General features: G+C 43.0%; 13 protein-coding genes. 5 read left to right on the forward strand and 8 right to left on the reverse strand.

The annotated features are described in order from the left end of the window. Positions 1-89: 89 nt before the first annotated feature. From pelA to FY557_RS15080, 5 genes are all read right to left on the reverse strand, one after another. Entirely contained in the window at positions 90-1,112 is a 1,023-nt protein-coding gene (gene pelA, locus FY557_RS15060) for a pectate lyase (protein WP_149248065.1), read from the reverse strand. 7 nt (positions 1,113-1,119) lie between these two features. Beyond that, entirely contained in the window at positions 1,120-2,298 is a 1,179-nt protein-coding gene (locus tag FY557_RS15065) for a DUF4861 family protein (protein ID WP_149248066.1), read from the reverse strand. A gap of 311 nt (positions 2,299-2,609) precedes the next feature. Next, the gene (locus FY557_RS15070; RefSeq protein ID WP_149248067.1) at positions 2,610-3,677 is read right to left on the reverse strand and encodes an SDR family oxidoreductase; all 1,068 of its coding nucleotides are present in this window, start codon (positions 3,675-3,677) and stop codon (positions 2,610-2,612) included. Between the two features lie 101 nt (positions 3,678-3,778). Then, positions 3,779-4,357, reverse strand: a complete 579-nt coding sequence (locus FY557_RS15075; protein WP_149248068.1) for a Crp/Fnr family transcriptional regulator — start codon at positions 4,355-4,357, stop codon at positions 3,779-3,781. A gap of 961 nt (positions 4,358-5,318) precedes the next feature. Further along, on the reverse strand, positions 5,319-7,460 hold the full coding sequence (locus FY557_RS15080; protein WP_149248069.1) for a catalase: 2,142 nt from the start codon (positions 7,458-7,460) through the stop codon (positions 5,319-5,321). A 294-nt stretch (positions 7,461-7,754) separates the two neighbouring features. Here FY557_RS15080 and FY557_RS15085 point away from each other — a divergent pair, with 294 nt between their 5' ends. From FY557_RS15085 to FY557_RS15105, 5 genes are all read left to right on the forward strand, one after another. Beyond that, positions 7,755-8,192 (forward strand): hypothetical protein, encoded by a 438-nt coding sequence (locus FY557_RS15085; protein WP_149248070.1) that lies wholly within the window; start codon positions 7,755-7,757, stop codon positions 8,190-8,192. 240 nt (positions 8,193-8,432) lie between these two features. Next, positions 8,433-9,023: a TetR/AcrR family transcriptional regulator gene (locus tag FY557_RS15090; protein ID WP_149248071.1), complete on the forward strand. Its 591-nt coding sequence runs from the start codon at positions 8,433-8,435 to the stop codon at positions 9,021-9,023. Positions 9,024-9,088: 65 nt separating this feature from the next. Continuing rightward, entirely contained in the window at positions 9,089-9,550 is a 462-nt protein-coding gene (locus FY557_RS15095; RefSeq protein ID WP_228451803.1) for a hypothetical protein, read from the forward strand. Between the two features lies 1 nt (position 9,551). Beyond that, positions 9,552-9,854 (forward strand): DUF3817 domain-containing protein, encoded by a 303-nt coding sequence (locus FY557_RS15100; RefSeq protein ID WP_149248072.1) that lies wholly within the window; start codon positions 9,552-9,554, stop codon positions 9,852-9,854. Next, positions 9,851-10,219: a rhodanese-like domain-containing protein gene (locus tag FY557_RS15105; RefSeq protein ID WP_149248073.1), complete on the forward strand. Its 369-nt coding sequence runs from the start codon at positions 9,851-9,853 to the stop codon at positions 10,217-10,219. Before FY557_RS15100 ends, FY557_RS15105 begins: the two co-directional genes overlap by 4 nt. A 179-nt stretch (positions 10,220-10,398) precedes the next feature. On the opposite strand, the gene FY557_RS15110 is transcribed toward FY557_RS15105, so the two are convergent. From FY557_RS15110 to FY557_RS15120, 3 genes are all read right to left on the reverse strand, one after another. Continuing rightward, the gene (locus FY557_RS15110) at positions 10,399-10,827 is read right to left on the reverse strand and encodes a hypothetical protein (protein ID WP_149248074.1); all 429 of its coding nucleotides are present in this window, start codon (positions 10,825-10,827) and stop codon (positions 10,399-10,401) included. 118 nt (positions 10,828-10,945) lie between these two features. After that, positions 10,946-11,848: a helix-turn-helix domain-containing protein gene (locus FY557_RS15115; protein ID WP_149248075.1), complete on the reverse strand. Its 903-nt coding sequence runs from the start codon at positions 11,846-11,848 to the stop codon at positions 10,946-10,948. A gap of 74 nt (positions 11,849-11,922) precedes the next feature. Then, complete coding sequence (locus FY557_RS15120) at positions 11,923-12,762, reverse strand: SDR family oxidoreductase (RefSeq protein ID WP_149248076.1); 840 nt, start codon at positions 12,760-12,762, stop codon at positions 11,923-11,925. Between the last annotated feature and the right edge of the window lie 303 nt (positions 12,763-13,065).

Consider the following 13,065-nt stretch of genomic DNA (forward strand, 5'->3'; position numbering starts at 1 on the left):
TACATCCGGTGGCTGAGACCCTCGAAGCCACGTTGTTATCCGTGAAAAATCCGTGCAGTCCGCGGAAGATTCTTACCGTAAAAAACACATTAATCAGAAATTTTATTTTTCTCCAGCCATTTCGGGTATTCTTTGCTGATCAGCTTCTGGGCAAAATCGCCGAACCAGCTGTAGCCGTTTCTGCGCTCTTCGGAAACTTCGTTGTAATTGTATTTGACGCTTCCGTCACGGTCTCCGAACAGCGGTCGGTTATCGTGAATGTCGTAAAACCTTGCCCAGATCACGGAGTTTTTGTTTTCTGCCAGAATCCTGACCGTTTTTCCATTCTGCTTGGCAATCTCGTAGCTGTAGCCTTCAATATCATGTTCCTGAAACCACTGAACGGCAGCTTTCACCGACTTTTCAATTTCCTGATTTACGGGCTGCATCATCAGGAATCGTACAATCCCCACAGATTCAGCGGTGGCGAGAGAAACCGGTTCAAATGCCCGGGCCTTCTCCGGCTGCAGGGTAATTTCGTTATACTGATCTGCCCAGATGGAAGGCTTTCCATTCTGCAGAACCTGTGTTTTTAGGATACATGCAATTCCTTTTTTCACGGCATTCTTAGACTTCTGCTTTAATTTCTCATCAACGGCAGCAAAATCACTTTTTCCTTCGGCGACATTGTATAGAACCGTTAAAGCATTCACCATGGCATTGTCATTAAAGGTCACCTGTTTCCTGTAGAGACTTGTATTCGGATAATATTGGGGAAATCCCCCGTTATCATACTGCATGGACAGAAGGTAACGGATTCCTTTTTCAGCCGCTTTCAGATAATCGGGATTTTCTGTTGCGGAATAAGCCTTTATCAGAGCGTTGATCTCACGGGAAGTCGCATTGTTATCGATGGTCGCATGGTCATCGCCGGTCGATTTTATTTTTCGCAGGAGGCTTTTATCAACCGGTAAGCTGTAATTAACCACCGATTTATCATCCAGCTGTTTGCCCCATCCGCCATTAGGCAGCTGATACAGCAGGATTTTTTCGGCCAGCGAATCTTTCTTTTCCTGGGCGGACATAGGTATCGTCCACAATCCCAGGACAAGGGCAGAGATATTCAGTTTCATGAGTTTATTATTTAACTTTAACAATGAGAGGATGGCGGATGATCTCAGCCTGCTTTTTCAGTAGGTTTTCCCAATCCTGCTTCGTCCGGACCCGGCCGCTTTTCTGCCAGGCAAATCCGGCGTAATACACTAATTTTTTATGAGGTCCGGTGATGACCAGAAGGTTGCTTTCGTCCGGAACGTCCGACCTGAAAACGATTGATTTTTCAACGATATCTGGATCCATAACCAGCCCTTCGCCTACAAAAGCATCATCGATTTTTTCCCAGTGGAGATAATATCCGTTCTTATCATTTAACAGAGCTTCGCCCTCGTTCTTGTGCAGGGTAATTCCTACCGCATAGTTCGGGACCGGCCTGTCAGATTCAAAATCCGATTCAAATCTTGAAAAATCTGATCCGAGATCTAATGAAATTCTTTTGGTCTCTTTCACCCCAAAATCACTCCACGGTTGGTAAATCAGTTCAAAAACGGTCCGCAAAGGGCCTTCGGCAATGGTTTTGGAGGAAACGAAATTCCGGGAGACCTGAAGCTTCCTGTTTACCCATATTCCGATACCGCCTGTTCCTCGGCTGTTTCCGACATGGTAAGGATCATACCCCTCGCCTCTTGAGTCTCTATGGTAATACATCGGGTCCGTAAGATAACCTTTGTACCATTTGTTGATGACCGGCAGTTCGGTTCTCTTCAGCCATATATCGACACCGCTGGAGAGCGTGCTGCTTTTTATTCCCTGCAAGGCTTCCTGCTGGCCTTTCGGGCCGTACACCCGGAAGGCTACCCGGTCATTTTCCCAGGCATAATCATCTGCCCTTTCCGGAACAAGCCTGGAATAAGCAGAAACTTCAGAATTCGGAATCCCGGTCTTAGGGTCTGCAAGAATGTTATAAACAGCTGTCTTCCCTGCATCTACCGTTGCCTGGAAAAGCAGTTCATCACTTTTACCGTCGCCATTGTTATCTACCCACTGTATGATGAGAGGATTTCCTTTCATATCCTTCATCCTTAAATCGGCTTCCTTATTCTCCATTAAAAATGATTTCAACTGAGAAATTGGAATACCCACCACTTCCTTTCTGGAAAAATGTAAAGGATTATTTACCTGGACCATTTTCTGCGCACTGATGAACTTTATGCAACCGATTGCACAAGTAATGCCCAAAAAAGAATTTTTAACTGTAATCATAATTGTATCAGCTGGGTTCGTCTTCAAAAGTAATAAAAATAAAACAACCGCGCATTATTATTTGTTCTTCTTTTTTTTAGCATTTTTTCCGAAGAATACATTGGAATATCACCTTCCCGGAGATATATTTGGTGAGGCCGGGAAATTCAGACTGTTCAGATAATATTTCTTATCATCCAATATATCTGAAAAATTCCTGCAGTATGATGCTGCAGGAATTTTTGTATCAATACCTCTATTGAATGAGTAAGGATATCAATCATACCAAAATATGGGATGGTATCCAGCATAATCCGGCAAGTCTCTGCCTTTTAAGGGATGATTTTTTCCGCTTTCAATTTCTCAAATAAACTGATGAAAGAATTTTCCGTGCTCTCAAAAGCCGTAAAGCCATACATTCTGCTTTTCGACATATCGGTCATAACTTCCAGCGGCCTTCCCAGGTCCAGATCCGTATGCCAGGCCGAACTGAGGCGGTTCAGGTTCTCTTCCTTCAAGTTATATTTTTGCGAAATCACAGTCCATATTTCCTGCTTGTTTTCCATTTCTTTTTCCAGCGGCCTGGCCGAACCGTTGTAACCGTCGGCTTCAATTCCGAAATAGCCGGCTATTCTTTGCCATAGCCATTTCCATCGGAATACATCACCATTCGTTACATTAAACGCCTGGTTTTTTGCTTCATCCGTGGAAGACGCCCAGATCAGCTGTCTGGCCAGGATTTTTGCATCCGTGACATCCGACAGTCCGTTCCATTGGGCTTCAGAACCCGGCCAGGTAAATTTGGCTCCCGTTTCCTTACAAATGCTGGCATACACTGCCAGAGTGATTCCCATATTCATCAGGTTGCCAATGGCATATCCTATCACAGTATGAGGCCGGTGGATGCTCCAGGAGAAGCCGTCCCTGTCCGCTGCTGCGTAGACCTCATCTTCCTGAGCATAGTAGAAATTGGGATATTCCAGCCTAGGGTGCTCTTCCCTTACCGGAGTTTCGGGTAAGATTCCTGCTTTGACATACGCTTCAAATGGCCCCAGATAATGTTTCAGCCCGGTAACCAACGCTACATGCCGAACCGATTTTTTTGGAGACAGGGCATGTAGAAGGTTCCTCACCATGGCCCTGTTCGTGCGGATGTTTTCTTCTTCGGTATCTTTCCGCATCCACGTGGTAAAGAAAACGTGGGTCGGCGCAATATCTTTCAGGGCTTCCGATAAACTTTCCGGGTCCAGCAGATCCGCCTTTACCGGCTGTAATCCTGCCACGGACGCAGGGTGGTTTCTTGCCAGCCCATATGTTATCCAGTTCTGCGCAATCAGTTCATCCGCGAGATTGCTGCCCGTAATTCCGGTTGAACCAACAACCAATGCTATATTTTTCATAATACTGTTTTTTGTTAAACAACCTGTTGATATAACAAAAATAAGCACCGGATAACCGTAAAAAACTTGACGGAGATCAAGAGTTTAAAAAGACGTAAGGACTACTGAAATAAGAGTTTCTTCCGGATCCTGCTCACCGTCTCCGGGCTCAGTCCCAAATACGAGGCGATAAGGGTATGCGGTATTCTTTTCGCAATCTCAGGATTGCTTTGGACCAGGGACAGATACTTTTCCTCAGCGGTCGATTTGTTGGAATTCATCAGCCGCCGGTCTTTCGTCACCAGGCTGTTCTGGTACAAAATCCTGAAGTACCGGTCCATCAGAGGGATCTTAAGCATTAACCGTTCATAATTCTCAAAACTGATCAGAAGCAGCTCGGAATCTTCAATGGCGTCAATATTCAGCAGGGCTTTTTCCCGATTGATGAAACTGTTGAAATCCGAGATCCACCAGCCTTCAAAAGCAAAAAAGCTGATCCGGTCCTGCCCTTTTTCGTCGCTCATAAAGGACTTCAGAATACCGCGGCTCACAAAGGCGAAGTAATTGCAGACTTCCCCCTCCCGTAACAAAAACTGTTTTTTTTCAAGCTTTTTATAAACGAAAAAGGTTTTCAGCAATGCAGCATCCTGCTCGCTCAGATCTACTTTCTGCCGGATATGTTTTATTAGGATCCTGAACATACTGTGTTATCTATAATCAATAATCGAATTTAAGTATTGCTATACGGCAATTACCGTACGACCAACTTATGCATTAATCACAGCAAAGTTACGTTAAATTGAAATCCGATCCATAATCCTGAACCGATTATTCTGCTATATCAGTACGATATTACGATGTCATCAGGAACTCGAAATAATAACTCCCATTTTTTTGAATTATAAGTTATTGGGAATGATCAAATTCAAAACCAGATGTTGTCGTTTTCCGAAATTGCAGGAACGTTTTGATGCTGAATCCTAAATCGGGATTAAAAGATCCCACAGGTTACGCAGATTTTCACAGATGATGGTTTGGCTTTAAATCCGCTCAGCCATCGGATTGTCGTTCCTTAAGCATGAAGTGAAAAAGAATAACCGCAGAAATTCCAACACTCTTTTGTTACCCTGTAGGAATTTCATATTTGTATATATAAAAAACTCACCAATGATTTCAAGTAAAATTTATTAGGTCCTCATTGAATTTGTTCAGGAATCTAGACACTTTATCACTTCTGATAAAATGAAGTGCTCACTACAAAAGCACGCGATAAGCTTGAGAAGAATTTAAGAAATATTATTTAGTAAGAAAGACCTAAATGTTGATCAGTCGGATATTACTTTATCAAACAGATTAAAATAAATTTAAATATTAACATACTATATACAACTACCATATACTGCTAATCGGCAGCTTAATGTTGTAAAACGCTTCTATTTCAGCTTTAATAAATTCCGAAAGGCTGTTTTTAGAGGTAAGCATAACAATTGTTTATCGGGGAATTAATAATCCACGAGACGGAAGCGATTCTATCATGACAGGCATCAATTGTTTACTGACCCATCCATTTCATCTTATGTTTTCACCCTGTCCTTCATAGAAAAAGACCGTCGTAACGGTCTTTTTCTATGAAGTATTAGATAGTTTGAATGATAGAAAACTCTATGCAGGATTGTTCCGTTCCGCTTCCAGTTCCCATACCCTGTGGTTGGCAACCGCTTTTATGAAAGCATCGTCGGCATTCTGCTGGTCCGGACTGATGATCGCAGGATCTTCATGCTTTTTACTGCCCACGTTGCTCTGCTTCAGGATTTCCTCGGTTCCGCTTCCGAAACAGATGGCCTTGCAGTGCTTGTAAGCTTCATTTACAAACAGAAGAGTTCCCGGCCTGTTTTCTTCATCCAACAGGTTCTCAGCCGATTTCTTCCCTGCAGCGATATATAATGCATCAAAACATACACTGGCCGTGCTGGTCAGCGAGTGCTTCGGTGTGAAAGTAGTCCCGTCATCGGCAGTAACCGGCGAAAGGCTTCCGGCAATCACCTGGACCATAGCTCCTTTTCCTTCCAGTTTCGACTTTAAGGCATTCACCTCAGCGGCATTTACGCCGTCTTCCATGATGAAACCGATGATCCTGCTTTCAATGGAATCCTTTACGGTATTTTTCATGCTTAAAGCTTCGGAGCTTTTTGTATTTGGCTCCCTTTCTTCGCTTTGAAGCGTTTTCGGATCTGCATCCGCAGGGATACTTCCGTTCGGCTGTTCCAGTTTAGTTACCTGAACCCCGACTTTTTTAGCTACTTTATTTGCCAGGTCTTTATCGATAAATGCCAGCTGGCCCACTACCCTTTCCCGGATGGCAGGGATTGTTACTTTAGAAAGTTCAAAGATCAGTGCGTTCTGCAAATGCTTCTGCTCCGGAACCGACTGGCTGTTGTAGAACAGTTTGGCCTGTGAGTAATGATCGACGAAACTTTTGCTTCTCGCCCGGATCTTTTTCCCGTCGATGCGTTCTTCCTGGGTGGCAAAACCTCCGTCTTTCATCATTGCCTGGAACGGACAGCCGCCGCCCATGGAATTCGGTTCGTAGCTCACTTTGCCTTTTACGATCTGCTGACGCATGTGGCCGTCCCGCTGGTTGTTGTGAACGGTATTGATGGACCGGTTGATCGGGATTTCGTGGAAATTAGGCGATCCCAGTCTTGATAATTGGGTATCGGTATAGGAAAACAATCTTCCCTGCAACAGCGGATCGTTGGAGAAATCGATGCCCGGTACCAGATGCCCCGGGTGGAACGCGATCTGCTCCGTTTCCGCAAAGAAATTATCAGGATTACGGTTAAGGGTGAGTGTTCCCACCAGTTCTACAGGTACTTCCTCCTCTGGAATCAGTTTTGTAGGGTCGAGCAGATCGAAATCAAATTTATGTTCATCTTCTTCGGGAATAATCTGTACGCCGAAGTCCCATTCCGGAAATGCTCCGTTTTCAATGGCTTCCCAAAGGTCCCTCCTGTGAAAATCCGAATCTTTACCGGAGATCTTGGTCGCCTCATCCCAGGCAACCGAATGGACTCCCAGTTTCGGCTTGAAGTGGAATTTCACGAAATGCATCTTTCCTTCATCATTAACGAATTTAAAGGTATGCACCCCGAATCCCTCCATCATCCGGTAACTTCTCGGGATGGCCCGGTCGCTCATCGCCCACATGATCATGTGCATGCTCTCCGGCATCAGGGAAATGAAATCCCAGAAGGTATCGTGTGCAGAAGCCGCCTGCGGAATCTGGTTATCCGGCTCGGGCTTTACGGCATGAACCAGATCCGGAAACTTGATGGCATCCTGGATAAAGAATACCGGAATATTGTTTCCTACGAGGTCATAGTTGCCTTCTTCGGTATAAAACTTGACGGCAAATCCTCTGACGTCCCGGGCCAGGTCTGTACTGCCCGCGCTTCCTGCTACGGTAGAGAACCGTACGAAAACCGGGGTTTCCTTTCCTTCTTCGGATAAAAATTTGGCTTTGGTATATTTCGCTAAGCTTTTAGTCAGCTTAAAAGTTCCGTGTGCACCTGAGCCCCGCGCGTGAACGATTCTTTCAGGGATTCTTTCGTGGTCAAAATGGGTAATTTTTTCTCTCAGAATAAAATCCTCCAGCAGGCTGGGTCCTCTTTCGCCCGCTTTCAGGGAATCCTGGTTGTTGTTGATTTTTAATCCTTGGTTCGTAGTCAGTGCCGCTCCGGAATTATCGGTAGTATGATCCTGAAGCTGATTTAATTTTTCGTCTGAAAAATTTTTATTTTCCATAATATAATAATTTGTTGTGATTAGAGGTCGGCGATGATGGAACAACAATTATACCCCTTTACCGCACGGCACTGTAATTAATAACCATTATAAATAATTATCCCGCGAAAATGCGGTTGCGTACGGTTTTTATTGTTGTTAATTTACGGTTTTTACGGTTAAAAAACACAGCTCTGATTTGTCGGTAAACGACACGGATTCATGCATAAATCATGAATTATTAATCAGTTGATGCTGCCCGGCTTTCTTATGGCATTTCTATTGCAGCTGATTGGTATATTTAATTGAATTCCTATGAAAAAACTGATTTTAACCGCTGTATGTATGATTTCGCTTTCGGCCTGTAATAAAACGGGCCCAACCACTACCGGAAACGCCGTCAACCCTGAACAAAAAGCAACAGGAGCCGATAAGGACGATCACGGATGCATGGCTTCCGCAGGGCAGACCTGGAGCGAACTGAAACAGAACTGCATCCAGGTTTTTAATGAAGGGTTCCGCCTCAATCCCGTAAACCCTCCGAAAAACGCCGCCGTCATCAGTGCATTTGTTCTGATGAGTGATGACCAGAAAAAACTGGAGCTATTTCTCCCGGATGAAGACGATCATGAAACGGCTATTCTGAACAAGGATGGCAAAGGGATGTATGAAAACGACGAATACAAGTATGATCCGGAGAAGTCTATTCTTTATGTAAATGGGGTTGAGAAGTATAAGGGGAATGTGGAGTGATGGCACATCAATTGTGTCCTGCTTATTACCACTCACATCAATATTTTTTAAAAAATAAAATCCACAGCTTCAGGTTGTGGATTTGTTTTATCATATGATGAGCCATATTCTTTTTAAACCAGCCCACCCCGCATAAATAAAACAGTTTATTTCTGTATGATAAATATTGTCCTTAACAGCCGATTTTAGACAGGAATTCTCCGATAATTTGTTACTTTGCAAGGAGACCGATCATACGTTATGAAAAAATCACAGGAAACCCGCCTCCATATTCTTCAGACCGCCTTTCAGCTGATTTACGGCAAAGGCTACCAGACCACCAGTGTGGATGAAATCATTGCCGGAACCAAAGTCACCAAAGGGGCTTTCTATTATCATTTCAAAACAAAGGATGAAATGGGCCTTGCCATTCTTAATGAACTGCTGAAACCTACCTTTACCGCTCATTTTATTAAACCTCTGGAAAGTTCGGGAAATGCGCTGGAAAGTATTTATAATCTGCTCTATGCAATTTTGATGGAGGATTCCTTTATGACGGTGGAAAACGGCTGTCCGGCCTCCAACTTTACCCAGGAAATGGCCCCCTGGAACATAGAATTCACCAGAACACTGAACGAACTCTCGAAAGATTGGGAACAGGCTATGGTCGATGCCATTGAAAAAAGCAGGGAGAAAGGGCTGATCAGAACCGAAGCAGAGGCTAAAGAAATTGCCGTCTTCGTATTGTCAGGCTACTGGGGCGTCAGGAACCTGGGAAAACTGGAAAATTCGAAGGAGGTATACAAGGTTTTCCTGAAAGGGCTAAGGTCTTATTTTGACAACCTCAGCTAATTTTTTACAAAAACATACCGATTAGTATGTTTTTTATTTTACCTTTGCTGCATTGTTAAAACTTAATGATGTATCAGACGCTGACCTTTTTACATTCCGTTTTCCGATGGCTGGTCCTTTTCAGCCTTGTCTACTCTATTTTCAGTGCATGGAAAGGCTATTCTGCCGGTAAGGAATTTTCTGACAGGGATAATTCCCTGCGGCACTGGACCGCAACCATTGCCCATATCCAGCTGGTATTGGGAATTACCTTATATTCCCAAAGTCCGCTGATAAAATATTTCTGGAAAAATTTTAACCAGGCTAAAGCATCTTTCGAGCTTATCTTTTTCGGATTGATCCATATCGGCCTCATGCTGACGGCCATTGTCCTGATTACCATCGGATCCTCAATAACCAAACGAAAAAAGAATGACGGGGAAAAGTTCAGAATGATGCTGGTATATTACAGCATCGCCCTGGTCATTATATTCCTGGCCATTCCCTGGCCGTTTTCCCCGCTTGCCAACCGACCTTATTTTAGATAATATGATCCAATTATTAAGAACCAAAACCGGAAGGCTGAGAATAATAGCCATTCTTGAAGGCATTTCCCTGCTCATTCTGGTTTTTATTGCAGTCCCGTTGAAATACGCATTCCATGATCCTTCCTTGGTAAAAATGATGGGCCCGGTACATGGTTCATTATTCCTGCTGTTTTTATTCAATACCCTGAGCGTAGGTATCGAACAGGGATGGAAGTTTAAAGAAATAACCTGGAAAGTACTGCTGGCCTGTATGATTCCGTTCGGTACCTTTTATATTGACTACAAAATCCTACGGAAGCTATGAAAAACCTGATCCTGTTCTTCGGATTTATTCTCGCTGTGTATATGGCGTACAGAATCTATAAATACCAAACGCTGGATGACGGACTCGAACATCTGGTTCAAAACGGAGCGATCATCCTTGACGTCAGAACCGAAAGTGAGTATAAAACCGGCCATATTCCCGGATCAAAAAATATTTCGCTGGGTACCATCAGGGAAAGATATACCGAACTTGACAAATCCAAAACCTACATCACGGTATGTTCCCACGGGTTGAGAAGTGTAAAGGCAGAACATATTTTAAAGGAGAGAGGATTTAAGAATGTTTATAACGGCGGTGCCTGGATCGACCTGCAAAACAGCCTTGATCTGAATGGACTGCGTTGAAAGCAAAATCCCATACCGGTTTATTTAATACTTTAAAATGAATCCCCGGCGTAAAGCTGGGGATATTTTATTGTACAGTAGCCTGGCTGAATTAAAAAGGCATTTCTTTACGTCTCGTCATTCCTTACCAACCAGAATTATATAGTTGCTGAACATCAATCTGATTTAGGTATCATTTTTTAATCAACAACTATTTTGTAATATCCCTCATCAGAAGACCAGGTTATGTTTTCTATAGTCAGGTTGTCAATTTTATAACCCGTGCAATCGCCGGTCAATGGACTGGATGATATTTTAAAATTAAACGTCCTGACGGGATCCGTATTCAAATAAACATTATAATTCCGTGTACCGTCAAATAAGCCTGCATTTTTTAATACAGCTTTTTTATCATCACGGATTTCTACATCAATCCCTGCAAAATTTCCGTTTCCGTTATCCTGTTGTACGATGATTTTTGTTTTGCTAAGGATGCCGTTCTGAATCAGATTTTCACCCGAAGCGTTTACAAATTCAAAAACGGTGGGTTCCGGCGCCTTATAACAATCGTCTTTGCAGTTTTGGACAGCGAGTGCACTTGCCAGTATGAGAATAAGTGGTTTTTTCATAAAATGAATTTATTATACTTGCATATAAAATCTAAAAATAGTGAAATAATTTTAGAATGCCCCTGGAAAGGCTTTTAACTGGTGGACTTTTTCTGTTTAACTTCTTTTCAGAGCTGATTTAATTCGTTTCGCGGAACTGAACAGGGGTAAGCTGTACCCTTTTTTTGAAGAAATTATTAAAATGTGTTGCTTCTCTGAAGCGCAGTGAATATGCAATTTCTGAAACGTTCCATCCCGTATGTTTCAGTAAAATTTTTGCTTCCTGCAACAGGCGGCCGGCAATAATTTCGGAAGTTGTTTTTCCCGTAATCTCTTTTACCGCCCTGTTGAGATGGTTAACATGAACGGAAAGCTGACCGGCAAATTCCGAAGGCGAACGGAAGTTGACCCGCTGTTCTGCATCCTCAACCGGAAACTGGCGTTCCAGGAGCTCTAAAAACAGATAGGTAATCCGCTGGGAAGCATTTGCTTTTTGTTTTTCGGCTTTTGAAGCCGGATGCATTTTCAGCGTATAGTGCAGCAGTTCGAATACCAGGTTTCGGAGCAGGTCATATTTGTGCGCATAATCGGAAACCATTTCAGCCTGCATTTTCCTGAAAACAGCGGTTACTTCTTCCAGCTGTTCATCGGTCAGTTCAAAAACAGGGATCACATCAGGCTGAAATACTTCATATTCGTTGAGATTGCCGAAATGATGAAAAAATGCAGGCGTGAATACACAGAAAATCCCGGATTTATAATCGTCAATCCATTCAAATTTATATGGAATCTGGGGATTGGTAAAAAATAATGCCTGCTTTTGGATCTCAATAACCTTATCTGCATAATGAATCCGGTTTCTCCCGATAATCAGGGTAATCTTAAAATAATCTTTCCGGCTGTAAACCACAGGCTGATGTTTTTTGCCCATGTATTCATCCACCGTAAAAACATTGAAATGCCCAACTCCGTTCCGGATATTTTCCGGAACCCGGTTAAATTTTGACTGATAAAATTCTTCCAGTGACTGCATTTTTTCCATCTGGTAAATTTACAAAAATCAAACAAAAGAAGGTGTTGGGATTAAATTAGGCAACACCTTCTTTTGTTTACATTTTAATTAAAATCAGTAGAAAAGGAAATATCTTTATTGCTTTCCAGTTCTTCTGAAAGCACCCTGATTTTTTCCGTAGCCCGATAATAGGCATCGCTACCGAGGTACAGACGGACCGGAGGATCCTGATGTTCTGCCAGATCGATAAAAACCTGAGCCAGCTTCTCAGGATTGCCAAGCTGCGTTCCGTTCATCGTTGCATATTTCCCATGCGAGGCACGGATGGCCTGGTACCCGTCGATTTTATTTTCTGCAAAAACAAGGGAGCTGTCTTCCAGGAACTCAGTGCGGAAAGCTCCCGGAGCTACCACCGTTACTTTGATTCCCAGCTCTTTTACATCTTCTGCCATAACTTCGGAAAGCCCGGTCACCGCATACTTTGTAGATGCATACATGGCCCAGCCGGTGGCCGCAGCAAATCCTGCTATTGAGGAAATATTAATAATGTTTCCCGATTTTTGCGCCCTGAAATAAGGCATTACGGACTGCATGGTTCTGATTACGGCAAATACATTAATATCAAAACTGTCTTTTATTTCCTGCTGGCTCAGTTCTTCCACCGCACCACCGATTCCATAGCCCGCATTGTTTACCAGGACATCGATTTTCCCAAAGTGGGCAACCGTTTTGCCCACCGCTTCGTTAATGGATTTTTCACTCGTTAAATCAACTTCTAAAGGCAGGAACACCTTTTCATCAAAAATTCCTGCTGCATCTGCCAGAGTCTGAGACTTTCTGCTGGTTGCTGCGACATGATATCCGCTAGCGATGAGTTTTTTCACCAACGAAAGCCCCAATCCTTTGGAAGCACCCGTTACCAGCCATACTTTTTTTGTATTCATATTTTTAAATTTATTAGAATACAAAGCTACTATGATACCCGGTCCTGCTTCTAACGAAATAGAAACAATAGCTTACAAAAAACAAACATTTTTTAATCCGACTGCTTTAAACTTCCAGCAAACCCTGTCGTTGCAAAAATTCAGTACCGAATGTGGAATGGTATTATCGCATGAATTAATTTAACGTGAATTCGACCATACTTACCTAACTTCAGTTGGTTAGTCAGGTAAAAAAGTAAAAATCAAATTTTTAAGTGGGATTAAATAAAATGACTCGTTGATAGAATGACCAGTGATTTCATT

This window comes from Chryseobacterium sp. SN22 (assembly GCF_008329705.1).
Lineage (GTDB): Bacteria > Bacteroidota > Bacteroidia > Flavobacteriales > Weeksellaceae > Chryseobacterium.

Coding starts and splice junctions, on each gene's coding strand:
- pelA (WP_149248065.1), bottom strand. CDS start 1,112: ATGAAACTGAATATCTCTGCCCTTGTCCTGGGATTGTGGACGATACCT.
- FY557_RS15065 (WP_149248066.1), bottom strand. CDS start 2,298: ATGATTACAGTTAAAAATTCTTTTTTGGGCATTACTTGTGCAATCGGT.
- FY557_RS15070 (WP_149248067.1), bottom strand. CDS start 3,677: ATGAAAAATATAGCATTGGTTGTTGGTTCAACCGGAATTACGGGCAGC.
- FY557_RS15075 (WP_149248068.1), bottom strand. CDS start 4,357: ATGTTCAGGATCCTAATAAAACATATCCGGCAGAAAGTAGATCTGAGC.
- FY557_RS15080 (WP_149248069.1), bottom strand. CDS start 7,460: ATGGAAAATAAAAATTTTTCAGACGAAAAATTAAATCAGCTTCAGGAT.
- FY557_RS15085 (WP_149248070.1), top strand. CDS start 7,755: ATGAAAAAACTGATTTTAACCGCTGTATGTATGATTTCGCTTTCGGCC.
- FY557_RS15090 (WP_149248071.1), top strand. CDS start 8,433: ATGAAAAAATCACAGGAAACCCGCCTCCATATTCTTCAGACCGCCTTT.
- FY557_RS15095 (WP_228451803.1), top strand. CDS start 9,089: ATGATGTATCAGACGCTGACCTTTTTACATTCCGTTTTCCGATGGCTG.
- FY557_RS15100 (WP_149248072.1), top strand. CDS start 9,552: ATGATCCAATTATTAAGAACCAAAACCGGAAGGCTGAGAATAATAGCC.
- FY557_RS15105 (WP_149248073.1), top strand. CDS start 9,851: ATGAAAAACCTGATCCTGTTCTTCGGATTTATTCTCGCTGTGTATATG.
- FY557_RS15110 (WP_149248074.1), bottom strand. CDS start 10,827: ATGAAAAAACCACTTATTCTCATACTGGCAAGTGCACTCGCTGTCCAA.
- FY557_RS15115 (WP_149248075.1), bottom strand. CDS start 11,848: ATGGAAAAAATGCAGTCACTGGAAGAATTTTATCAGTCAAAATTTAAC.
- FY557_RS15120 (WP_149248076.1), bottom strand. CDS start 12,762: ATGAATACAAAAAAAGTATGGCTGGTAACGGGTGCTTCCAAAGGATTG.